The following is a 21,431-nucleotide window of genomic DNA, read 5'->3' on the forward strand; positions in this document are numbered from 1 at the left end:
CGCCCGCCCATGTCCCAGAACTCGCCCGACCGCCTGCCCGCCAGCCTGCCCGCGCTCGTCGATGCCGCCATCGTCGGTGGCGGTCCGGCCGGTTGCAGCGCCGCCAGCTGGCTGACCCAGCTGGGCCTGAGCGTCGCGCTGATCGAGCGCGCCCCGCGCCTGTGCGACAGCCTGCGCCCGCTCGAGTACCGCCAGGACTGGTTGCTCGGCGCGCCCGGCGAGTCGCTGGCCGAGCTGGGCGAGCGCTACGCGGCCCATGTCGCTGCCCAGTCCGGCGTGCACGCGCTGACGGACCAGACGATCCACCACCTCGATTGGCAGGCGGAACAGGGCTGGACGCTCTACTTCGACGGCGGCCCGGCCTTCGCCGTCAACGCGCCGGATGCCGCCGACGCACCCGGCGCACGCGACGCGGCCGGCCTGCGCCCGCTGCGCGCCCGCGCGCTGCTGCTCGCCACCGGCCTGACGCCGCGCCATCCGGCGCCGCTGTACCCCGCCAGCGACCGCCACGACCGGGTGCTCGACGCGATCGAGCTGACGGCGGTACGCGACCGCCTGCCGCCCGGCAAGGTGCTGCTGCTGGGCGGCGGCGACAACGCCGTCGAGAACGCGCTGTACCTCGCCGGTCGCGGCCATGCGGTCACGCTCTGGTCGCGCTCCGAGTGGCGCGCGCAAAGCCACCTGGTCCAGCAGCTGGACAGCCTGCCCGGCCTGCGCCGCCGTCCCGCTCAAGCCTTGCCGACCGCGGTCACCGCCTCGGCCGAAGGGGTGGCCGTCACCTCCAAGGCGCACGGCGAGGAAGCGTTCGACCATGTCGCGGTGCTGCTCGGTTACGAGCCCGAGCCCTCCGCCTGGCTCAAGGTCGCCGATGCGCTGCAGCGGGCCGGCGTCACGGCGCCGTCGCAGCCCTTCCGCGACGAGCCGCGCTTCGGCGTGCTGGGCCTGTTCGTGGCCGGCGACGCCAGCGGCCGGCAGCATCCCTGCGTGCAGACCGCGCTGGGCGACGGCGTCGTCGCCGCCAAGCAGATCGAGGCCTTCCTGCGCCCGCTGCGCGAGTCGCAGCCGCCGCCCGCGCTGCGGCGCAACAACCGCCAGGTCATCCACATCAACGGGCTGCGCTTCGGCGCCAACCTCGGCGTGCTCGACTTCGAGCGCGAGGGCCCGCAACCGATCCAGGTCGACGCCGAAGTGAACCTCGGCGCCCAGACCATCGTCTCGCGCGATGCCGACATCGGCCACGTGCTGGACTACCGCCGCGTGCGCGCGATCATCATCGACGAGTGCACCGCCGAACACACCGACCTGCTCGAGGCCCTGCTGGGCAAGCTCAGCGTCCGGCTGATGAAGCTGCCGGGCGTGGTGGGCGTGCGCATCAAGGTGACCAAGCTCGAAATCTTCCCCGACTGCCAGGTGGCGATCTCCGCCGAATGCGGCACCTGGTAACCCCACCCCCTACGCGCTGACGCGCGCCCCCTCAAGGGGGCGGGCTTGGCGGCCCGGCAGAGCCGGCTCCGCGGGCGCCGCTTGATGAATACATTGAGGACAGAACATGACCGACTCGACCACCACCATTGAAGGTCTCGACTTGGCCGCCGCGGACGCCGCGGCCAAGAAGCACGCGCATGAGATGAACAAGCTCAGCAAGCGCCTGCATCGCCAGGTGGGCCAGGCGATCGCCGACTTCAACATGATCGAGGACGGCGACAAGGTCATGGTCTGCGTGTCCGGCGGCAAGGACAGCTACTCGCTGCTGGACATCCTGATCAACCTGCGCGACCGCGCGCCGATCAAGTTCGACATCGTCGCCGTCAACCTCGACCAGAAGCAGCCCGGCTTCCCGGAGGACGTGCTGCCCGCCTACCTGAAGTCGCGCGGCGTCGATTTCCACATCGAGGAGCAGGACACCTACTCCATCGTCAAGCGCCTGGTGCCGGAGGGCAAGACGACCTGCTCGCTGTGCTCGCGGCTGCGCCGCGGCATCCTGTATCGGGTCGCCGGCGAGCTCGGCGCGACCAAGATCGCGCTCGGCCACCACCGCGACGACATCGTCACCACGCTGATGCTGAACATGTTCTTCGGCAGCCGGATGAAGGGCATGCCGCCCAAGCTGGTCAGCGACGACGGGAAGAACGTCGTCATCCGGCCGCTGGCGTATGTGAAGGAATCGGACCTGGAGCGCTGGGCCGAGCACCGCGAGTTCCCGATCATTCCGTGCAACCTGTGCGGCAGCCAGCCCAACCTCCAGCGCGCGACGGTGAAGGCGATGCTGCAGGACTGGGACCGCCGCTTCCCGGGGCGCGTCGACAACATGTTCACCGCGATGGGGAACATCGTGACCTCGCACATGATGGATCGCGAGCTGTTCCCGTTCCAGACGATCAAGGCCACCGGGGCGCCGGTCGCCGACGGGGACATCGCGTTCGATGAGGATGAGCAGTGCGGCACGCCGGCGCCGGCCACCGGGGTGGTCAAGCTGGTTCGCCCCGGGCAAGTCCCGGCACCGCTGGACGATGCGGGCGAGGCCTATTCGGCGGCGGACGATTGAGTAACCATCGCCAGCGTAGCGACGGTTCATGCGTGAGAGGGCTGCCCTCACCCCCACCCTCTCCCGCAAGCGGGAGAGGGAGCAATACCGGCATCCCTCGTCCCCCGCCCCCGTCCTTCATCCCGCCCCCCTCATCCTTCATCCTTCATCCCTCGTTCCTCGCCACGTCCGAGCGGGAGGGCTCTTCTTGCTCCCTCTCCCGCTTGCGGGAGAGGGTTGGGGTGAGGGCCAGCGACCGTAGCAGTCATGCCGCACGCCGGCTTCGTGCTTCCATACGAAGAGATACCCCGCATTGACCGTGCCGTCACGCGGCTCCCACACACGGGTCAACCGCGCGAGGCCACAATCGTTGCACCGTCACGCCGCGTACTGGCGTCACCGGGCGCGGCAACTGCCCCGGCTGATGACTGTCAGCGGCATTTGACCTGGAGGTCTCCATGTTCACCTTGAATCGTCGACTGGCCCTGGCGAGCCTCGGCGCGGCAGCCGTGCTGTCGCTCACCGCGTGTGCCTCGCTCAATTCCGTTTCGGCCGATGCCCAGAGCTTCGGCTCCTGGCCCGCTGCCCGGCAGGCGGGCACCTTCGCCTTCGAGCGGCTGCCCTCGCAGCAACGCGACGCCGCGGGCCAGGCGACGCTCGAGGACGCCGCCCGGGGCGCGCTGCTGAAGGCCGGCTTCACCGAGGCCAGCGATCCGAAGGCGGCGGACGTGCTGGTGTCGCTCGGCGCCCGCGTCACCCGCACCGCCACCGCGCCGTGGGACGACCCGCTGTGGTGGCGCTGGAACGGCAGCTACTGGGGCTGGCGCTACGGCCCCGCCTGGCGGCCGTACTACAGCCGCTGGGGTTACGCCTACCCGATGGACCCGATGATGGAGCGCCGCTACGACCGCGAAGTCGCCATGCTGCTGCGCGACCGCAAGTCCAACGAGCCGCTGTACGAGGCCCGCGCCTCCAGTGACGGCTTCACCGAGGGCGGCAAGGAGCTGTTCGGCGCGCTGTTCGAGGCCTCGATGGCCGACTTCCCGGCCACCCGCCCCGAGCCGCACCGCGTGAGCGTGCAGCTGACGCCTTCCAAGTAAGCCTGCAGGCGCCGGACCACGGCGGGCGCCACGCACGGCGCCCGCCGCCGGTGCCAACAAACGGCGACAACCGGTCACGGCGCCGGCCTCGGGGGCGTCGCGGGCGCCCCCGATAATCGCGGTCTCTCCAACAGGGAACCGCGATTTTTCTTATGTCGCTGAACATCGTCGTCATGGCCGCGGGCAAGGGCACCCGCATGAAGTCCAGCCTGCCCAAGGTGCTCCACAAGCTGGCCGGCCGCGCGTTGCTGCGACACGTGCTGGCCAACACCGCGTCCCTGCAGGCGGACGCGCGCATCGTCATCACCGGCCACGGTGCCGACCAGGTCGAGGCGGCCATCGGCGGCGAAGGCGTGCGCTTCGTGCGTCAGGAGCCGCAGCTGGGCACCGGCCATGCGATCCAGCAGGCCGTCCCGGCGCTCACGGCCGGCGGCAGCACGCTCATCCTCAGCGGCGACACCCCGCTCATCAGCACCGCCACGACGCGTGCCCTGGTCGAGGCCTGCGGCGGCGAGCGGCTGGTACTGCTGACCATCGAATACGCCGATCCCACCGGCTACGGCCGCATCGTGCGCGATGGCGAGCAGGTCCAGGCCATCGTCGAGCACAAGGACGCCAGCGACGAGCAGCGCCGCCTCCGCGAGTGCTACACCGGCATCATGGCCGCGCCGACCGAGGCGCTGAAGCGCTGGGTCGGCCAGCTCGACAACAAGAACGCGCAGGGCGAGTACTACCTGACCGACATCGTCGCGATGGCGGTGGCCGAGGGCGTGCCGGTGGTCGGCGTGAAGACCGCGGACGAGACCGAGGTCCTGGGCGTCAACAGCCCGTCCCAGCTGGCGCACCTGGAGCGCCGCTTCCAGCTCGTGCAGGCCGAGGCCTTGATGACTGCCGGCGTGCGCCTGGCCGATCCTTCGCGCTTCGACCTGCGCGGCACGCTGCACTGCGGCAAGGATGTCGAGATCGACGTCAACTGCGTCTTCGAAGGCGAGGTCACCTTGGGCGACGGCGTGCGCATCGGCGCCAACTGCGTGATCCGCAACGCCACGATCGGCGCCGGCGCCCGCATCCATGAGTTCACCCACATCGACGGCGAGGCCGCTGGCGCCAGCGTCGGCGAGGGCGCGCTCATCGGCCCCTTCGCACGGCTGCGCCCCGGTGCGAAGCTGGGCGCCGAGGTCCACATCGGCAACTTCGTCGAGGTCAAGAACTCCACGCTGGCCAAGGGGGCCAAGGCCAATCACCTGGCCTACCTCGGCGATGCCACGGTGGGCGAGCGGGTCAACTACGGCGCCGGCAGCATCACCGCCAACTACGACGGTGCCAACAAGCACCGCACCACCATCGGCGCGGACGTGCACGTCGGTTCCAACTGCGTGCTGGTGGCCCCGGTCACCCTGGGCGACGGCGCCACCATCGGTGGCGGTTCCACCATCACCAAGGACGTCGAGCCGGGCGGCCTCGCTGTGGCGCGCGGCCGACAAACCGTGATTTCCGGCTGGTCCCGCCCCAAGAAGGTGAAGTGATTCACCCAAATAGGCCAGGAACTGCGTAAGCTCTGCCATTCGTGTCACGAAGTGTGACAAGTTCACGGGATTGAGATCCACGGCGTTTGCCGGGTTGGCGTTCCCCCCAAGCTGCGGGAGGCGCGTTTGCCACGGCTTCCCTAGGATCCTTTCCGTTGACCGGCTGACCCGCTGTTCCCAGCTGAATCCTTATGGCGAACCCCAAAACTGCTGCTCTGCTGCTGCCCCAGGATGACGACGTGACGGTCGTGCCGCCGGCGTCTGCCGCGCTGGATGCGTTGGCGGATGGTTCCGAGGATCCGGCGGCGCAGGCGGCTCGTGCCGAGGCGCTGGAGCAGCTGGCGATGTCGCACGCGATGTGCGATCAGGCGGCGGATGCCTGCTTCTACCTGTGCCGTAGCCTGGGATTGGCGCGTCAGCAGCAGACGCCGGATGCGGCGCCTGATCTGGAGTTGCTGTTCCAGCTGTTGGGTGCGCTGGCGGATTTGCCGAGCGAGGTCTCGGCGATGCCGCTGCCGGAAGGCGAGGCCGATGGTCTCGGCGTGGCGGAACTCTGTCATCAGCTGAGCGCTGCCCGTGATCTGACGACCGCCGCGTGGCACGAAGCCACCGAATCCGACGCGTCGATCGCCGCCTGCCCTGCGGCGCCCGCCCACGCGCTGCACTGACTCCGCCGCGCCCCACCACGGGCTTTCGGCAACCGCCAGTGGCTTTCCGCCCCCCGCGGCTTCTCGCAATCGCCACGGCTTTTCGCAACCGCCACGGCAGCGCTAAAAGGCTGCCAATCTAGGCGCAAAGCGCAGCCATAGCGGGGCTATGGCGAGCATTTGCAACGACGAGTGGCAGCCTTTTAGCGCTGCCGTTCGTGGCAGGAGATGAGGCGGCTGACGCGGGATACAGACAAGCCGAGTTCGCGGGCGAGGGCAGTCATGGATTGGCCGCCTTCGGTGTGGGCGCGGTAGAGGGCTTCTTCGCGGCTGGCGGAGGCTTTGAGCCAGTCGCCCCAGCGCCTGGGGCGTGGGGTACGAGGCGGATGCTCGCTCAGCCGCACGGTGCGCTGCACGAAGGCGGCATCCCCGAGAAAGATCTGGTGCCGCAACTGCCCCCAGATATCCAGATCCGGTTCCGACTCCACGATCGCCTGGTAGCGCTGCGCCGCCTTGCGCCGATCCGCCGCGTTCTGCGGCACGCGCCCCAGCACGTTCGTCCACAGCCCCTCGACCTCCAGCCACTCCGGCGCCGCCACCAGCCCCGCATGCGCCTGCAGGCTGCTCCAGCGCCACGCCACCGGCGACGACGCCAACCCGGCGCGCCGCCCGATCAACTCCACATACCGGCAGGCGTCCAGCAGCAGATGCTCCCGATCCACCAGCACCGCCTTGAAGCGCCCCTGGAACACATGCCCGATCTGCCCATGCCGGCGGTTGTGCGCCTGCGTATACACCCCATTGAGATGCCGCATCAATCGCGACAGATTCGCCTGCCGCGTGAACAGCAGCAGCTCGTAATGCTCGCGCCCCAGCCCGTAGGCCAGCACCTGGGCATCGAAGCGCTGGGCGGCCTGCTCGATCAGGCCCAGCATCGCCAGCCTGTCCTCGTCATCCGCGAACACGGACGCATCACCACGCGTCGCCACGTGATAAACGGCGCCGGGGAACTCGATGCGAAGCGGCCTGGCCATGCCCAATAACTAGGCGAAGACCGCACAAAAGACAAGCGCCCGGACCGCTGTCGCGACCACGGGCGCAAGACTTGACCCCTGATCGCGGGGTCCGCGTCCCCGGTCGATAGCCAGAGCGCTATCGGGGGTCAGGACTCAACAGCAAAGCCTGGAACCGGATGCCTGCCTATGCATGGGTCCGCGCCCCGCGAAGGCTGCGCTCAGGACTTGCCCAGCGACTCCAGCACCCGCATCACGGCGTCCTCGCCCATGTTGCGCGCATCGGCGAGCTCGCCGCCCTTGGTCGTGCCCAGCACCTGGCCGTCGGCGCCCAGCACCGCGACGGTGGGGATGCCCTTCTTCAACGTCACGCCCATCTGGTTGGCGAGGTCGACGTTCTTGTCGAAGCGGCCGACATTGACCTTGACCGTGACGAAGCGCTTGTCAACCGCGCCGCCCAGGTGGCCCTGGCCGAAGCCCTTGTTCAGCGCCAGGCAGTCCTTGCACCAGTTGGCGCCGTAGACCACCAGCACCTGCTTGCCTTCCTTGGCGGCGCGGGCGACGGCGGTGTTGATGTCGGCGCGGGCGTCGGCCTGTTCGTCGTACGGGCCCGGCCCGCCGGCAGCGGCGTCGGCGGCGTGGACTGCGGTGGCGGACGCCGCGACGAGCGCGGCGGCGAAGAGCTGGGTGGCGGTGCGGCGTTTCATGGCGTCGGAGTTTGCCACCACCGGCAAGACCGCGACGAAGCTGAGGCCCGGCTTCGGGTACAAAGACGGGCTTCGCACAAATCATCACCCTCAGGGAACGGGACACCTCCGCCATGGCCTCCAGCCTGCTCGCACTGCTCGACGACATCACCACGGTCCTGGACGACGTGGCCCTGCTTTCCAAGATGGCCGCCAAGAAGACGTCCGGCGTCCTGGGCGACGACCTGGCGCTCAATGCGCAGCAGGTCACCGGCGTCAGCGCCGACCGGGAACTGCCCGTGGTCTGGGGCGTCTTCAAGGGTTCCTTGATCAACAAGGCCATCCTGGTGCCGGCGGCGCTGGCCATCAGCGCCTGGGCGCCCTGGCTGGTCACGCCGCTGCTGATGATCGGCGGCGCCTACCTCTGCTTCGAGGGCGTCGAGAAGCTCGCCCACAAGTGGCTGCACACCGCCGACGACGACGCCCACGAGGCCGCGCTGGCCGAGGCCGCCAGGAACCCGGCGATCGACCTGGCCGCGCTGGAGAAGGACAAGGTCAAGGGCGCGATCCGGACCGACTTCATCCTCTCCGCCGAGATCATCGCCATCACCCTGGGCACGGTGGCCGAGGCCAGCTTCATGACGCGCGTGCTGGTGCTCTCCGGCATCGCCCTGCTGATGACGATCGGCGTGTACGGCCTGGTCGCCGGCATCGTCAAGCTGGACGACGCCGGCCTGTGGCTCAGCCGCAAGGCCGCGGCCTGGCAGCAGGCGCTGGGCCGCGGGCTGCTCTGGCTGGCGCCGTGGCTGATGAAGGCGCTGTCGGTGGCCGGCACCGCCGCGATGTTCCTGGTCGGCGGCGGCATCCTGACGCACGGCGCGCCCTTCCTTCATCACGCGATCCAGCATGTCGTGGAGGCGCTCGGCGCCAGCGGCTTCGCCCGCACCCTCGTCGAGCTGCTCGGCGATGCGATCGCCGGCATCCTGGCCGGCATCGTCGTCGTGGCCGTGGTCACCGGTATCCAGCGCCTGCGCCATCGCCGAGAATGACGCCCCATGAAGACGCATCACATCGAAGTCCAGAAGTTCAAGGCCGCCTCGAATTCCAGCACCAGCGGCCTGGTGACCTTCAAGGTGGACGCCCTCGTCAAGGAGCGTGAACCGGTCGAGGGCATCGAACCCAGCACGCTGCTGGTCATGACCGAGGCCAACGCCCGCGTCCTGATGGCGCTGCTCAAGACCCAGCTCACCGACATGGACGGCCGCAAGCCCAAGAGCCGTCACGGCCGCCACGGCTGAGCGCCGGCCCTCGCCTTCTCTGCTTCCCCGACTCCGCCCGACCCCGCCCGACTTTCCAGGATCCGACATGGACTTCCCGCAGTACCAGCCCGACAAGGCGCAATACACCCCGCTGACCGACGATGAGCTGTCGGACCTCGACGACTTCCTGTCCGAGATCGACAACGACGCGGCGATGAACATCGAGGCGCTCGACGGCTACCTCAGCGCGCAGCTGCTGAGCCCGCTGTCGCTGAGCGACAAGCCCGGCGCCGAATGGATGAGCCCGGTGTGGGGCGGCGGCGACCCCTTCGCCAGCGGCAAGCAGCGCAAGAAGATCGCCTTGCTGCTGCTGCGCCACGTGCACAGCCTGGCGGTGCAGTGGTCGTCGAAGCAGGACGAATGGGAACCGATCTTCAGCGTTGCCGAGGAAGGCGACCAGCAGCTGGTCGATGCCGAGGACTGGTGCACCGGCTTCATGATCGGCGTGGACCAGGACGGCGAGGCCTGGGCGCCGCTGTTCGAGCACGTCAAGACCGCGGCCGCGCTGGCGCCGATAGCGCTGCTGGGCGGCGACGAGAGCCAGCTCAGCGCCGAGGACCAGGACAAGCTCACCGACCTGCACTGGCGCGACGCGCTCAGCCGCGAAGTGCCCGAGGGCGTCCTGACGCTGTGGACGCTGCGCCAGCAGGCCACCTGAGCGCTCCCCGCCTTGCCGCCGGCGGGCCTCACGCCCGCCGTCCCGCCCTTCCCTTTTCCTTCTTCCGTCCCGCCGAGTTGATCCGATGAAGCGCCACTTTCCGTTCGCGGTGCTGGCCGCCGCCTTGCTGACGATCGCCGGCTGCGGCACCCAGGTCGTCAACCCGGTCTCCGGCCGCACGGAGCGCAGCGCGATGAGCCTGCAGCAGGAGGTGGCCGCCGGCCGCGAGGCCCACCAGGGCGTGCTCAAGGAGTACGCGGTCGTCGATGACGCGCGGCTGCAGGCCTACGTCACCGCGCTGGGCAACAAGCTCGCCGCGCAGTCGCACCGGGCCGAGCTCGAGTGGCATTTCACCGTGCTCGACAGTCCGGAGGTCAATGCCTTCGCGCTGCCGGGCGGCTACGTCTACGTCACCCGGGGCATCCTGGCCTACATGGAGAACGAGGCCGACCTGGCCGGCGTCATGGGCCACGAGATCGGCCACGTGACCGCTCGCCACGGCGCGCAGCGGGCGACGCGCCAGCAGAACGCCGGCATCGGCGTGCTCGCCGCGACGGTGCTGGGCGCGGTGCTGGAGTCGCGCGGCGTCGGCGGCGCGACGGACATCGCCGGGCAGCTCTCGCAGAACGCCGCGGCCGGCTACATCGCCTCCTACAGCCGCGAGCAGGAGCTGCAGGCGGACCAGCTCGGCGCCGAGTACCTCGCGCGCAACCGCTACGACCCCAGGCACATGGTCGACGTGATCCAGGTGCTGAAGGACCAGGAGCAGTTCGCCGCCGACCAGGCGCGGGCACAGGGCCGCCAGCCGCAGACGGGCAACAACTGGCTGGCCTCGCACCCGAGCAACGAGCAGCGCCTGCAGCGCATCCGCGACGAGGCCTCGCAGCTGACCGCCGGGCAGGCGGTGGACGAGAACCGCGCCGCCTTCCTGCAGGCGATCGAGGGCATGGTCTTCGGCGACAGCCCGGCGCAAGGGCTGGTGCGGGGACAGCAGTTCCTGCACCCGGACCTGGACTTCGCGCTGACGGCGCCGGCGGGCTGGGCGATCCAGAACGGCAATGACGCGGTGACAGTCATGAGCCCGCAGCGCGACGCGGCGCTGATCCTGCAGCCGGTGCCGGCCAAGGCGGGCAACTCGCACGACGAGATCCTGCGCAACCTGGGCGCCGAGCAGGGCCGCACCGACGCGAAGACGATCAACGGGCTGAAGGCGACCCACTTCGCCGGCGTGCGTCGCAACGCACAGGGCCAGCGCGGCAACGCCGAGCTGACGCTGGTGACGAGTTCGAAGGGCGCGGTCTACGCGCTGGTCTACGCCGCGAAGGACGGCCAGGCGCTGCAGGCGCGGCGCGAGGGCCTCGCGCAGGCGGAGGGCAGCTTCCGCGCGCTGAATGCCGACGACCGCAAGCAGGCCCGGCCGTGGAAGATCGCGCTGCGGCCGTATCCGGCGGGCGGCTTCGCCGAGATGGCGAAAAGCTCGGTGCTGACCGAAGCGCAGCTGAAACTGCTCAACGGCCGTTACGGTGGCGAGGCGCCGCCCAAGCCGGGCGAGCGCGTGAAGACGGTGGTCGCGACGTCCTGAGCGCGCGCCGTCGCCCGTCCTGCGTCCTCGCCGCGCCCGCGGCGGCCTTACGGCTTCGGCGACTGATCGTTGTCGTTGAGCCGCCTGAGCTCTCCGTTGCGGCGCGCCTCGTCCAGCTGCTGCTTCACCTCGGCGCGCGTGGTCGCCGACCTGACGGCCGGACGTTGCCCGTAGGGCTGGCCGTGCGCGAAGGACTCGTGGAAGGCGTGGTCGAGTTCCCCAGCCGCGCGAGCGCGCGCGAGTTCCGCCTTCACCTGCTCGCGGGTCAGGCCGCCCTCGTCCCCGCCGCCGGCGTCCCGGCCCGGCTGGGGCGACTGATCGTTGTCGTTGAGGCGGCGCAGTTCGCCGCTGCGGCGCGCCTCGTCGAATTGCTGCTTCACCTCCTGGCGCGTGAGGGCCTGACGGCGCTGCGCCCCGGAGAGGGCCTGCTCGCCCAGCTCGATGACCACGGGATCGAGCTCGCCATTGGCGCGTGCGCGCGCCAGCTCCTCGACCACCTGGGCCCGGGTCATCGCGCGGTCGGACTGGCCCAGTTCCCGAGGCGTGTACTGGCCGTTCTCGGCGAACTGCGCCATCGCGGCGCCGGTGGCCATGGTCATCAAGACCGACATGAGCGTGAGACGGGTGGCGCGTCGAGCGTCGCGGTACTTCACCTGCTTGTTCCTTTCAGTTCCAGTCGCATGCCTGGCCCCGCCATCAGGCGGCCCCGGCATCGCACCACGGCGTGGTGTGCGATGAAGTCTGGCCGCGCGGGATGAACGTCGGTGGCCCCGGACATGAACCGCGCATGAGCAGCACATGAACAGCGCAAGCAGGGGCTTGCTTTCATGATCCGTTCATCTCTCGCTCACATTCAATTAACTGGGCTCGCCGCTGACGTTCATTGCGGGTTCTGAGAATTCATCCTGCACCGCGCAGTGGTGCGACGTCCGACAGGCAGCACGCCATGTCCGGCCGTCTGACAGGAAGTGAAAGGAACAGCAAAGTGATGAACCGCAACACTCGAAGCACGACCCGGACGGCCCTGCTGTCGATCCTCGCCGCCGCCGCTGCGAGTGCCTCGATGTGGGCGCATGCCGAAGACGCGACCGCGCGTCCCCCGACCCGGGATGAAGTCAAGGCCGAGCGCGACCGCGCACAGGCCTCCGGCGCCATCGACGCGGCGTTCGACGAGAACGGTCAGCACTCCAAGGAAGAGCTCGGCGTCAAGGGCAAGAGCACCAAGACGCGCGAACAGGCGCGCCAGGCCCTGACCGAAGCGCGCAAGTCCGGCGCGAAGCGCGACGCCTTCCACGAGTCGGCCGCCCACGCGAAGACCCAGAGCGCGGGTGTCAAGACCAGCGGGCCCAAGACGCGGGCGCAGGTCAAGGCGGAGCTGGCGACCGCGCGCGCCAACGGCGACGTCGACCACGCCTTCCACGAGTCGCGTGCCCACTCGGGGCCCGGCACGGCCGGCGCGGCCAAGAAGCCGGCGACCACGCGCCAGGACGTGAAGCAGCAGTTCGACGAGGCGCGCCGCAGCGGCGAGCTGCGCCGCATCAACGACAACGACCAGTCGGCCAAGCCGTGAGGGGCCGCCCGCCGCGAGGCGGGCGGGTGGGTGTCCCTCGCCGACTCCGATGATTCAGCGGCTGCTGGTCGTCGAGGATGACCCCGCCGTGTCGGATCTCCTGCGGCGGTGCCTGACCGCCGCGGGGTTCATCGTGCGGATCGCCTGCTGCGGCGAAGAAGGGCTGCGCCTGGCCCTGGAGCTCGAATGGAGCCTCGTGATCCTGGATCTGGCGCTGCCCCGGCTGGACGGGCTGGACCTGTGCCGCCTGCTGCGCGCCAAGGGGAGCCAGGTGCCCATCCTGATGCTGGCGGACGCCGCGAGCAGCAAGGACAAGGCCAAGGGGATCCGGCTGGGAGCCGACGACTACATGGCCATGCCCTTCGACCCCGAGGAGCTGACGGCGCGCGTCAGGGCGCTGCTCCGGCGCAGCCGCAGCTATCGACCGGCGTCGACCACGCTGCGCGCCGCGGACCTGGTCTTCGACCTGGAGCGGCGGCAGGTGCGGCGCGCGGGCCGCGCGATCCCGCTCACGGCCAAGGAGATGGCGGTGCTGGAGCTGCTGATGGTCTCGCCGGGCAGCGTGCTCAGCCGCCAGCGCATCCTGGCCAAGGTCTGGGGCGATCAGGTCGATCCGCTGACCAACATCGTGGACGTCTACATGCGGCGCCTGCGATCGAAGATCGACCTGGGGCACGGCCGCGCCTTGCTCAAGACGGTCCGGGGCATCGGCTACCGGCTGGACGACGCCGTCCCGGGGCCGGCACTCCGGACGGCGTGATGCGGACGGCGTGAGCCGTCCCCTCAGGCCACTTCCACCAGGTGCGGCGCGGCCTCCGTCGCTGCGGGTTCACCGCGCCGCACCGGCACGAAGCGCCCGCCCTCAAGCCGCAGGACCCGGTCCGCGATGGCGATGGTCTGCGGCCGGTGCGCGATCATGATCCGCGTGATGTCCAGGCTCGCCAGGGCCTCGGCGATCGCGCCCTCGTTCTCCAGGTCCAGGTGGCTCGTGGCCTCGTCGAGGAACAGGATCCGCGGGCGCTTGTACAGCGCGCGCGCCAGCAGGATGCGCTGCTTCTGGCCGCCGGACAGCGCCGTGCCCATGTCCCCGACCAGCGTGTGATAACCCATCGGCATCGCGCGGACCTCGTCGTCGATGCGGGCCACGCGGGCGCAGGCCATGGCGAACTCGACGTCGGGCTTCGCGTCGTGGAAGCAGATGTTGTCCAGCAGCGTGCCGGCGAACAGGTGGTCGTCCTGCAGCACGGTCGCCACGAGTTCGCGATAGCCCTGGACCGACAGCCGGTCCAGCGGCCGCCCGCCCACGAGGACCGCGCCGCTCGCGGGCTTGAGCATGCCCAGCATCAGCTTGAGACAGGTGGTCTTGCCGGCGCCCGAGGCGCCGGTCAGCGCGACGCATTCGCCGGGTGCCACGCGCAGCGAGGCCTGCGACAGCACCGGCGCCTCATCGGTGCCATACCGGAAGGTCACCCGGTCCAGGGCGACCGAGGTGTCCGCCGGCGGCTCGGACGCGAACGGCCGCGTCTCCTCGGGCGTCGCCAGCACGATGTCGGCCAGCCGCTCCGTCTGCACCGCCGTGAGCTTCCATTCGGCCACGCGATCGATCAGCAGATTGGCGCGCGAGGTGAACTGCTCGGCGAAGGAGATGAAGGCCAGCAGCATGCCCAGCGACATGCGGTGACCCAGGACCAGGCTCGCGCCCAGCCACAACAGGCCCACCCGCTCCGCCGTCTGCAGCGCGGACCAGCCCGATCCGAACCAGAGGTTGAGCCGCAGCATCTTCACGTGCGCGTTGGTCGCCGCCATCCACAGCCGCATCCAGGCGCTGCGGCGCTCGTTCTCGCGGTTGAAGAGCTTGATCGTGCGCACGCCTCGGACGGTCTCGAAGAAGTGCGACTGCTCCTTGGCCTGCTTCGCGTAATAGCTGGCGGACCACAGCCGCATCGAGGCATAGCGGCTCCACCGCACCAGCACGTACAGCAGCGCCGTGCCCACCGGTACCAGCGCCAGCGATGGCGAGTACAGCAGCATCATGGCCAGGCTGCCGCACACCATCACCAGGTCCAGGGCCAGCTCCACGGCGGTGCGGGTCACGGTCTCCGCCAGCGGCGCCACCGCGCCGAAGCGGGACACGACGTCGCCCAGGTGCCGGCGTTCGAAGAAGGCGACCGGCAGCCGCAGCAGCCGCGTCATGACCTGCCCCATCCACTGCGCGGTGAACGAGGTGGTGACGTACAGGCCCATCCACGACCGCATCGCCCCGATCGCCACCGAGATCAACCCGACCGTCAGCGCCGACAGCGCCAGCACGTTCAGCAGGCTGGCGTCTCCGGCGAGGATGGCCTCGTCGGTGATCCACTGCGTGAGCACCGGCGTGAGCAGCGCGAAGGCCTCCAGCACCAGAGCCAGCAGGAACAGCTGGAACAGGGACCGGGCCACGCCGCGCATCTTCCCCACCAGCTGGGCCAGCGCGACGGGTGGCGCCGGCGGCTTGCGGCCGAATTCCAGGCCCGGACTGAACTCCATCGCCACGCCGGTGAAATGCGGCGAGGCCTGGGCGACGGTGAGCGTCACGGCGCCGGCGGCCGGGTCGTGCAGGTGCAGCACCTCGCCGCGGACCTCGCGCAGCACGACGAAGTGCTGCAGGTCCCAGTGCAGCACGCCCGGCGTCTGCAGCGCCGCGAGCTCGTGCAACTCGAGCCGCAGCGCGCGCGGCACCATGCCGGTCGCCTCCGCGATGCAGGCGAGCGTCTCCAGCGTCGTGCCCTTGAGCGAGGCCGGGAAACGCATCCGCAGCTCCGCGAGGCTGACGTGATGGCCATGGGCGGACAACACCATCGCCATGCAGGCCAGTCCGCACTCCGAGGCCTCCGCCTGGAGCACCACCGGCAGCCGCGGGCCGCCGCCGAAACCGAGCAGGGTCATGTCCATGTCAGATCCCGAAATGTCCGTTCTCGCGCAGCGGCTCGAAGATCCACTCGTACAGCCGGCGCTCGTCCAGCGCGACGGTGGCGCTGACCTGCATGCCGGGGCGCAGCGGCGCGGCACGGCCATAGGCCGGGATGGCCTGCGCCGCCAGTTGCGCGGTCACCGCGTAGGACGGTTCCGGCGCCTGCTGCGCCTCGGGCATCAGCACCGCGAGGTGGGAAGCGGACGACAGTTCGCTCGCCGCCACCGGCGTGCGGGACACGCGCGTCACCTGCCCGTCCAGCAGGCCGAACTTCTGGAAGGGGAAGGCGTCCACCTTCATGTGGACGGTCTCACCCCCATTGAGGAAGCCGATGGTGCGGCTGGGCGCGTAGAGCTTGGCCACCAGGGGCTGGCCGCGCGGCGTGAGCGTCGCGGCCGGTGTGGAGGGGCCGACGGCCTGTCCCGGCGACAGTTCCAGCGAGCTCACGACGCCATCGAAGGGCGCCGCGATCGACCAGCGGTGCGAGCCCTGCTGCTGCCGGAGTTCGCTCTGCGCGGCGTCCAGCGCCCGCTCCAGCTGCGCCAGCGTGACCTGCTGCCGCGCGGGCATCGCGGCGATGTCGCGCTGCAGGCGGCCGATTTCGGCCAGGGTGGACTGCAGGTCGTGCTGCGCCGACTGCAACCGCACCCGCTGATCGAGCAGCTCCGCGCGCTTGCTGTCGAGCATCTGCGCCGACGCATAGCCCTGCGCCTGCAGGCCGTGGTAGCGATCGACCTCTGTCTGCGCGCTCTGGATGCGCTGCGCCAGGCCCTCGAGCTGATCGCGCTGGATCTGTGCCAGCCCGCGCTGTTCGTTCAGGCTCTTGGCGGCGTTGTCGAGCTCGTCGCGATGCGACTGCCGCGTCGCGGCGAGCTCCGCCTCCAGCGACGCCACCTTCGCCGCCGCCGACCGGTCGAGCCGGTCCTCCACGGCGCCGCCATCGCGGCCCAGGTGCTCGGTGCTGAAGACCAGCAGCACGTCGCCGCGACGCACCTCGGTGCCCACCGGGGCCAGCACCTCGGCCAGCACGCCGTTCTGCGGCGCGTAGATCTTCGCGACGCCGGACTCGGGTTCCAGCACGCCCTGCAGCTCCACGTGGCGCGTGTACTTGATGAGCGTCATCGCCGCCACGAGCAGCGCCAGCAGCACGCCGGCCAGGGCTGCGAACGCGGTGTGCGACGGCGGCCGCACGAGCAGGATGCCGCCGGGCTGCAGGTCGCCGGAAGGCAGCACCTCGCGCCTGAAGAATGAGTTCACGTCGGAGTCCGGGCTGGGCGGGCGGCCGCGAACGGCCGGGCCGGTGGAAGACGGAAGAGGAAGAGCGCCCGCGGGCGCCCTTCCTCAGCGAGGCATCAGTCCTGCTCTTCTTCGTAGATCGGCTTGTCGCCCCCACCACCGCCGCCACCACCGCCGCCGGCATCACCGCCACCGCCAGCGTCGCCGCCACCGGTGTCGCCGCCGCCGGTGTCGCCGCTGCCCGTGTCGCCCGGCTCACTGGTATCGCCGGCTCCGCCGCTGCTGCCCGGGTCGCCACTGCTGCCGTCGCTGCTGTCTTCCACGGTGCCGTTCTCGGCGATCTGCACGTCGCCCTTGTCGACGTCGCTGGCGTCCGCGTTCTTCTGATCGATGATCTTTCCATCCTTGTCGATGGTGGTGATCTTGCAGGAGGTGACGGTGGTGCCCAAACCGCCGTTCAGGTTGACCAGCTTAGTGCCCTGGAGACCCAGGCTGAGGGACACGGAGACCCCGGTGCAGGTCACGATCGCGATGCCCCCGTTGCCGAGGTCGAACTTGTCCACCTGCACGCCATCCTTGAGGGTGCTGGAGACCGGCTTCTGCACGGGTGCCGTACTTCCCGCGCCGGAGACGTGGCGGAACAGGGCACGATCAAGAACTTCCATTGTTTCTTCCTCACCTTGGTTTGCTTGAAAGGGCCGGCGTGACCGGCCGGGAGTCGTGACTGGCACGACATCGGCGACTCAGGGCACGGGCGTGACCGCCACCCCCCTGCGCCGCAGATCCTGGAGCAGCCCGTCACAGTGGCGGGTGATGCCCTCGTAAGGGAAGAGATGCGCCGCCCCCAGGGCTTCGAAATGCGTCTTCCCGTCGTCGAGTTCGAGCAGGCGCGGCAGCCAGCGCTCATTCCTTGGACAGACGAACATGTCCAGGAACGGATTCGGATCGATATGCCTGTCCACGAAAACCCGGCGCGCGAGGTTTTCGACCTGACTCGCCGCGTCGGCCACCGTCGCCTGTTTGAGCGGATGTTCGGGATCGAAGTTCTGGATATGCCACTTCAGGATTTCGGCCCGCGCATTGCTGCCGCAATAGGCGGCCCATAAATCATCATGCTCATCCACCGAACGAATATCGATATTTGTCCGGCGTTGCATCAGGGTTGTGACGACGGGCGTCGGAAGGACGTCCGCCTGCGCCTGCGGCAACCCGCCCTCCAGCACTTGATATTGCAGCCGCAGCATCAGCAGGAGACCGAATTCGGATATGTCCCGTACGTGCAGGGCGGCGTTGCTCCGAAGGATTTCCTCGCTGGGCGGCCCGTTGGGGAGATCGGCAAGCACGGTCCTGAAGTACGGCACCGCGCCGCGGCGAAGAACGTCGCGCGCCTGATCGACCACCTCGGCATCCTTCCCAGTCAAAGGGGTTGGACATTCCGGCATGTCGTTGACGAAGGTCCGCTCGCCCCCCTCGATATGAAGCACGTCCGATTTGTCGAACGCGGGAAGGACCGTTCTCTGGAAATAGTCGTCCTGTTCCAAGCGGCTGCCGAAATGCGAGATGCCGAGAATGAAGACGGTGGTGCCGGGATGCGGCGTGATCTTCCAGAGACGGATCGGCTCATCTCCAGCGGCGGATACGGAAGCCGATGCCGCCGTCATCAGCAGGACGCCAAGCAGTGAAAACCCTCGCATCAGCTTCCTGAAAATTGCCAAGCCCAGCGCTCGCATCGAATATCTCCGAAGACCTCGTTGATCCATTGCGACCGATTCTTTCCGGTACCACCAGCATTGCCAATACCCCTCGATGGGGGAATTTCTAAATAAGTCGACACGAAATCGTCAAGATATCGTTTATTCAATATAAATACCCCGTGAAATGAAAAAGGCCCGCGAGCCTTTCAGCTGCGGGCCTTTGGAGGGTTGGCGCCTTACTTGCGCTGCGCTGCGCCCAGATGCGCCAGCCAGAACGCCTCGTACTTGCGGTGCCAGCCGGCGGGCTTCACCGCGCCGCCGAGGGCGTGCTCGCCATCCGGATCCAGGAACAGCTCGACCAGCCCTTCCTTGCCCGACTCCAGCAGCGCGCGGTACACGTTGACCGTGTCCTGATAAAGCACGTTCGGGTCCTGCATGCCGTGCACCAGCAGCAACGGCTTCTTCAGCTGCCTGGCCAGCGGCAGCAGCGAATACTTGCGCAGCACCGGCTTGGTCCGGTCCACCTTGCCGATGGTCCGGCCGCTGTACCAGCTGTTGTAGTTCTCCCATTCCGTCGGACCCGCTCCGGCGATCCCGGCCGCGAACAGATCGGGCCTCGTGTACATCGTGTACTGGGTCTGGAAACCGCCGAAGCTCCAGCCGTTCAGGCCGATGCGCTGGCCGTCGACGCCCAGGTTGGTCTTCATGTAGGCGACCAGGTCCTCGAGGTCCTCCGTCTGCGGCGCGCCCGGCTGCTCCCAGTTGGCATCGGCGAACTTCTCGCCGTAGTTGGAATGCCCGCGCGGATCCACCGTCACCGTGACGTAGCCATGCTTGGCCGCCATGTACATCGCGAAGACATAACCGGTCGGCTGGAAGCTGTCGGTCTCGACCGAATGGCGATCGTTGAGCGGCCCGCCGTAGGTGTAGACGACCGCCGCGCGCTTGTCGCTCGGCGCCCAGCCCAGCGGCTTGAAGACGTAGGCCGGGATCATGTCGCCGTGGCGGTTGCGGAAGCTGAAGCGCTCCGGCCGCAGCACGTCGACCTGGGCCCAGGCCGGGTCGTGGCTCTGCGTCAGCAACTTGCCGGGCTCGGCCCCCGACGCGGCCGCCTGGCCCTTCAGCAGCTTCAACTCGGGACGCTCGGCCCAGTTGCCCGCGACCGCCGCCGCCCACTGGCCATTGCGCGCCACCGCCGCGTTGCGGTGGTAGTCCGGCGAGCGGCCCAGCGCCGTCATGCGGCCGTCCTTGAGCTCGACGCGCCAGACATTCATCGCGGCGTAGTCGTCCTTGTTGGACACGACGAACATCGTCTTCGCATCCGGCGTGAAGCCCAGCACCTGGAAAGCCTCGAACTCGCCCTTCACCAGCGGCGTCACCGAACGGTCGGCGCCCGCCGCCAGGCTCATCGCGTAGGGCTGGCGCCAGCCGTTGTCGGCCAGGATCAGCACCAGTTGCTTGGAGTCCGGCGTGAACGACGGCGTCATCACGTTGACCAGCTCGTGGTGGATAGGCGCGCGGCGCTCCAGCACCATCTCGGGCCTGGCGTCGCCGGGCTTGCCCAGGTAGACGCGGAACTGGTCCTTCTCACGCTCGAAGGTGGTGAACGCGTAATGGCTGCCGTCGCGCGCCCACACCACCGGCGAGATCTCGAACCAGGCATCGCCGCCCGGGTGCGTGAACACCGGCTCGGGCTGGCGCTCAGGCGCCGCGCCGGCCGCCGGCACCTTGCGGATGTAGATCGCCATCGAGGGCAGGCCGCGCTTGTCGTCGGAGACCTCGCGGTCGACCTTCTTCGCCGTCGCGAAACGGTCGCCGTAGTTCATGATCTCGACCTGCCGGCCCGGCTTGGGCAGCGGCTTGCCGTCCGCGTTCACCAGCGGCGCGTTCGCGACCAGCGCCATCCAGCGGCCGTCCTCGCTCAGCGCCGTCTGGGCGATGCGGAACTTGCGGTCCTCGTCGTCCGGGTTGAACAGCTCGCGGTTGATCACCTCGATGCCGGCCGTGGCCAGGCGCACGCGCAGCACGCGGGTCTCGTCCTGCACGATCAGCGACTGGTCGTCCGGCGCGTAGGCGACCGGCTTGAGCGTACGACCCGTCGACAGCAGCGGCTCGGCGCGGTCGGCGCCCGCTTTCCAGCGCAGCAGCTGGCCGCGATAGGCGAGCACCAGTTCATCCGCCTTGGACGCCCACACGAACTGCGAGACGCCGGGGTACAGGTCCTCGGGCTTGAGCTTCTCGCGCTCGCGCTTCTTCTTCAGCTCGTCGCGCAGCTCCCAGAGCGCCATGTCCTTGGGATCCTTGGCCGGCTTCTTCGCCTCCGCCGCGGACGCGCCCGAGGCCGGCGCCGACGCGGCGGCCGGCGCCTCGCCCCAGGCCGCCTTCTCGGCCGCCTTGCGGGCGTCCTCGCGCGCCTTGCGCTCGGCCAGCTCCACCTTCAGGTCGGCGATCGCCTGGCGCTCCCATTGGTCCAGGTCCACCGGCTCGCCGCGCAGGTAGGCGGCCTGGGCCTCCTCACGGGCCTGGCGCTCGGCCAGCTCGTCGCGCTTCTGCTTGAGCTTGCGGGCGTAGCGCTCCAGGTTCTCCGGCGTCTCCACCACGCCCATCAGCGCCGGCGAGCTCACGCGGACCGTCCTGCCCGTCTGGGTGTCATGGACGTACAGGTCGCTGCCGGGCTCGCCGAACGGGTTCCAGAGGTAAGCGACGTAACGGCCGCTCGCGCTGAATTTCAGGTCCTTGGCGGACTCGCCGCGGTAGGACTCGGCACGGAACAGCTGTTCCAGGGTCAGCGGCCGGTTGGCCACGGCGACGGGGGCCGTCGTCGTCTGCGCCAGCGAGGGCTCGCCGGCGCCCAGCCCCGTCGCCAGGGTCGCCAGCGCCAGGGAAGTCAGGATCCATTGCTTCAAATCATTGCTCCACGCCCCGC

At 69.4% G+C, this 21,431-nt stretch carries 19 protein-coding genes and 1 pseudogene; 12 read left to right on the top strand and 8 right to left on the bottom strand.

Going from position 1 to position 21,431, the window contains the following annotated elements:
- Positions 1-9 precede the first annotated feature (9 nt).
- The 6 genes and pseudogenes from ACTJKJ_RS05385 to ACTJKJ_RS05410 all read left to right on the top strand — a co-directional run.
- A pseudogene (locus ACTJKJ_RS05385) lies at positions 10-990 on the top strand (NAD(P)/FAD-dependent oxidoreductase); the annotation flags it as partial.
- 84 nt (positions 991-1,074) lie between these two features.
- Positions 1,075-1,443, top strand: a complete 369-nt coding sequence (locus tag ACTJKJ_RS05390) for a dihydroneopterin aldolase (RefSeq protein ID WP_254783363.1) — start codon at positions 1,075-1,077, stop codon at positions 1,441-1,443.
- Positions 1,444-1,549: 106 nt separating this feature from the next.
- Positions 1,550-2,545, top strand: a complete 996-nt coding sequence (gene ttcA, locus ACTJKJ_RS05395; protein WP_440819811.1) for a tRNA 2-thiocytidine(32) synthetase TtcA — start codon at positions 1,550-1,552, stop codon at positions 2,543-2,545.
- 437 nt (positions 2,546-2,982) lie between these two features.
- Positions 2,983-3,624 (top strand): DUF4136 domain-containing protein, encoded by a 642-nt coding sequence (locus tag ACTJKJ_RS05400; protein ID WP_343602591.1) that lies wholly within the window; start codon positions 2,983-2,985, stop codon positions 3,622-3,624.
- A gap of 152 nt (positions 3,625-3,776) precedes the next feature.
- The gene (glmU, locus tag ACTJKJ_RS05405; RefSeq protein ID WP_440819812.1) at positions 3,777-5,150 is read left to right on the top strand and encodes a bifunctional UDP-N-acetylglucosamine diphosphorylase/glucosamine-1-phosphate N-acetyltransferase GlmU; all 1,374 of its coding nucleotides are present in this window, start codon (positions 3,777-3,779) and stop codon (positions 5,148-5,150) included.
- 191 nt (positions 5,151-5,341) lie between these two features.
- Positions 5,342-5,818, top strand: a complete 477-nt coding sequence (locus ACTJKJ_RS05410; protein ID WP_440819813.1) for a hypothetical protein — start codon at positions 5,342-5,344, stop codon at positions 5,816-5,818.
- A gap of 182 nt (positions 5,819-6,000) precedes the next feature.
- Here the strand turns inward: ACTJKJ_RS05410 and ACTJKJ_RS05415 are convergent, their stop codons facing one another.
- Together ACTJKJ_RS05415 and ACTJKJ_RS05420 are read right to left on the bottom strand one after the other, a co-directional pair.
- Positions 6,001-6,831 (bottom strand): transposase, encoded by an 831-nt coding sequence (locus ACTJKJ_RS05415; RefSeq protein ID WP_440819814.1) that lies wholly within the window; start codon positions 6,829-6,831, stop codon positions 6,001-6,003.
- Between the two features lie 200 nt (positions 6,832-7,031).
- A complete protein-coding gene (locus tag ACTJKJ_RS05420; protein WP_091724904.1) occupies positions 7,032-7,517 on the bottom strand; it encodes a thioredoxin family protein in 486 nt (161 codons plus the stop codon).
- A gap of 113 nt (positions 7,518-7,630) precedes the next feature.
- On the opposite strand from ACTJKJ_RS05420, the gene ACTJKJ_RS05425 reads away from it, so the two are divergent.
- From ACTJKJ_RS05425 to ACTJKJ_RS05440, 4 genes are all read left to right on the top strand, one after another.
- A complete protein-coding gene (locus ACTJKJ_RS05425) occupies positions 7,631-8,545 on the top strand; it encodes a DUF808 domain-containing protein (RefSeq protein ID WP_440819815.1) in 915 nt (304 codons plus the stop codon).
- A 6-nt stretch (positions 8,546-8,551) separates the two neighbouring features.
- Positions 8,552-8,794: a hypothetical protein gene (locus ACTJKJ_RS05430; RefSeq protein ID WP_091720554.1), complete on the top strand. Its 243-nt coding sequence runs from the start codon at positions 8,552-8,554 to the stop codon at positions 8,792-8,794.
- Between the two features lie 67 nt (positions 8,795-8,861).
- Complete coding sequence (locus ACTJKJ_RS05435; RefSeq protein ID WP_091720550.1) at positions 8,862-9,473, top strand: UPF0149 family protein; 612 nt, start codon at positions 8,862-8,864, stop codon at positions 9,471-9,473.
- Between the two features lie 85 nt (positions 9,474-9,558).
- Positions 9,559-11,055 carry a M48 family metalloprotease gene (locus ACTJKJ_RS05440; protein ID WP_440819816.1) on the top strand — a complete coding sequence of 499 codons (1,497 nt, stop codon included), beginning with the start codon at positions 9,559-9,561 and terminating at the stop codon, positions 11,053-11,055.
- 47 nt (positions 11,056-11,102) lie between these two features.
- Here the strand turns inward: ACTJKJ_RS05440 and ACTJKJ_RS05445 are convergent, their stop codons facing one another.
- The gene (locus tag ACTJKJ_RS05445) at positions 11,103-11,708 is read right to left on the bottom strand and encodes a DUF4148 domain-containing protein (RefSeq protein ID WP_440819817.1); all 606 of its coding nucleotides are present in this window, start codon (positions 11,706-11,708) and stop codon (positions 11,103-11,105) included.
- A gap of 335 nt (positions 11,709-12,043) precedes the next feature.
- Between ACTJKJ_RS05445 and ACTJKJ_RS05450 the strand changes: the two genes are divergently transcribed.
- A complete protein-coding gene (locus tag ACTJKJ_RS05450) occupies positions 12,044-12,625 on the top strand; it encodes a DUF4148 domain-containing protein (RefSeq protein WP_440819818.1) in 582 nt (193 codons plus the stop codon).
- A 49-nt stretch (positions 12,626-12,674) separates the two neighbouring features.
- Positions 12,675-13,385 carry a response regulator transcription factor gene (locus ACTJKJ_RS05455; RefSeq protein WP_297389276.1) on the top strand — a complete coding sequence of 237 codons (711 nt, stop codon included), beginning with the start codon at positions 12,675-12,677 and terminating at the stop codon, positions 13,383-13,385.
- Positions 13,386-13,408: 23 nt separating this feature from the next.
- Here the strand turns inward: ACTJKJ_RS05455 and ACTJKJ_RS05460 are convergent, their stop codons facing one another.
- From ACTJKJ_RS05460 to ACTJKJ_RS05480, 5 genes are all read right to left on the bottom strand, one after another.
- On the bottom strand, positions 13,409-15,556 hold the full coding sequence (locus ACTJKJ_RS05460) for a peptidase domain-containing ABC transporter (RefSeq protein ID WP_440819819.1): 2,148 nt from the start codon (positions 15,554-15,556) through the stop codon (positions 13,409-13,411).
- 1 nt (position 15,557) lies between these two features.
- Positions 15,558-16,832: an HlyD family secretion protein gene (locus tag ACTJKJ_RS05465; protein ID WP_440819820.1), complete on the bottom strand. Its 1,275-nt coding sequence runs from the start codon at positions 16,830-16,832 to the stop codon at positions 15,558-15,560.
- 95 nt (positions 16,833-16,927) lie between these two features.
- Positions 16,928-17,476, bottom strand: a complete 549-nt coding sequence (locus ACTJKJ_RS05470; protein WP_440819821.1) for a hypothetical protein — start codon at positions 17,474-17,476, stop codon at positions 16,928-16,930.
- Positions 17,477-17,554: 78 nt separating this feature from the next.
- Entirely contained in the window at positions 17,555-18,541 is a 987-nt protein-coding gene (locus tag ACTJKJ_RS05475; RefSeq protein WP_440819822.1) for a hypothetical protein, read from the bottom strand.
- 200 nt (positions 18,542-18,741) lie between these two features.
- A complete protein-coding gene (locus ACTJKJ_RS05480; protein ID WP_440819823.1) occupies positions 18,742-21,411 on the bottom strand; it encodes a prolyl oligopeptidase family serine peptidase in 2,670 nt (889 codons plus the stop codon).
- Positions 21,412-21,431 lie beyond the last annotated feature (20 nt).

Origin of the sequence: Roseateles sp. 22389, assembly GCF_052044995.1 — a bacterium.
Lineage (GTDB): Bacteria > Pseudomonadota > Gammaproteobacteria > Burkholderiales > Burkholderiaceae_C > Roseateles.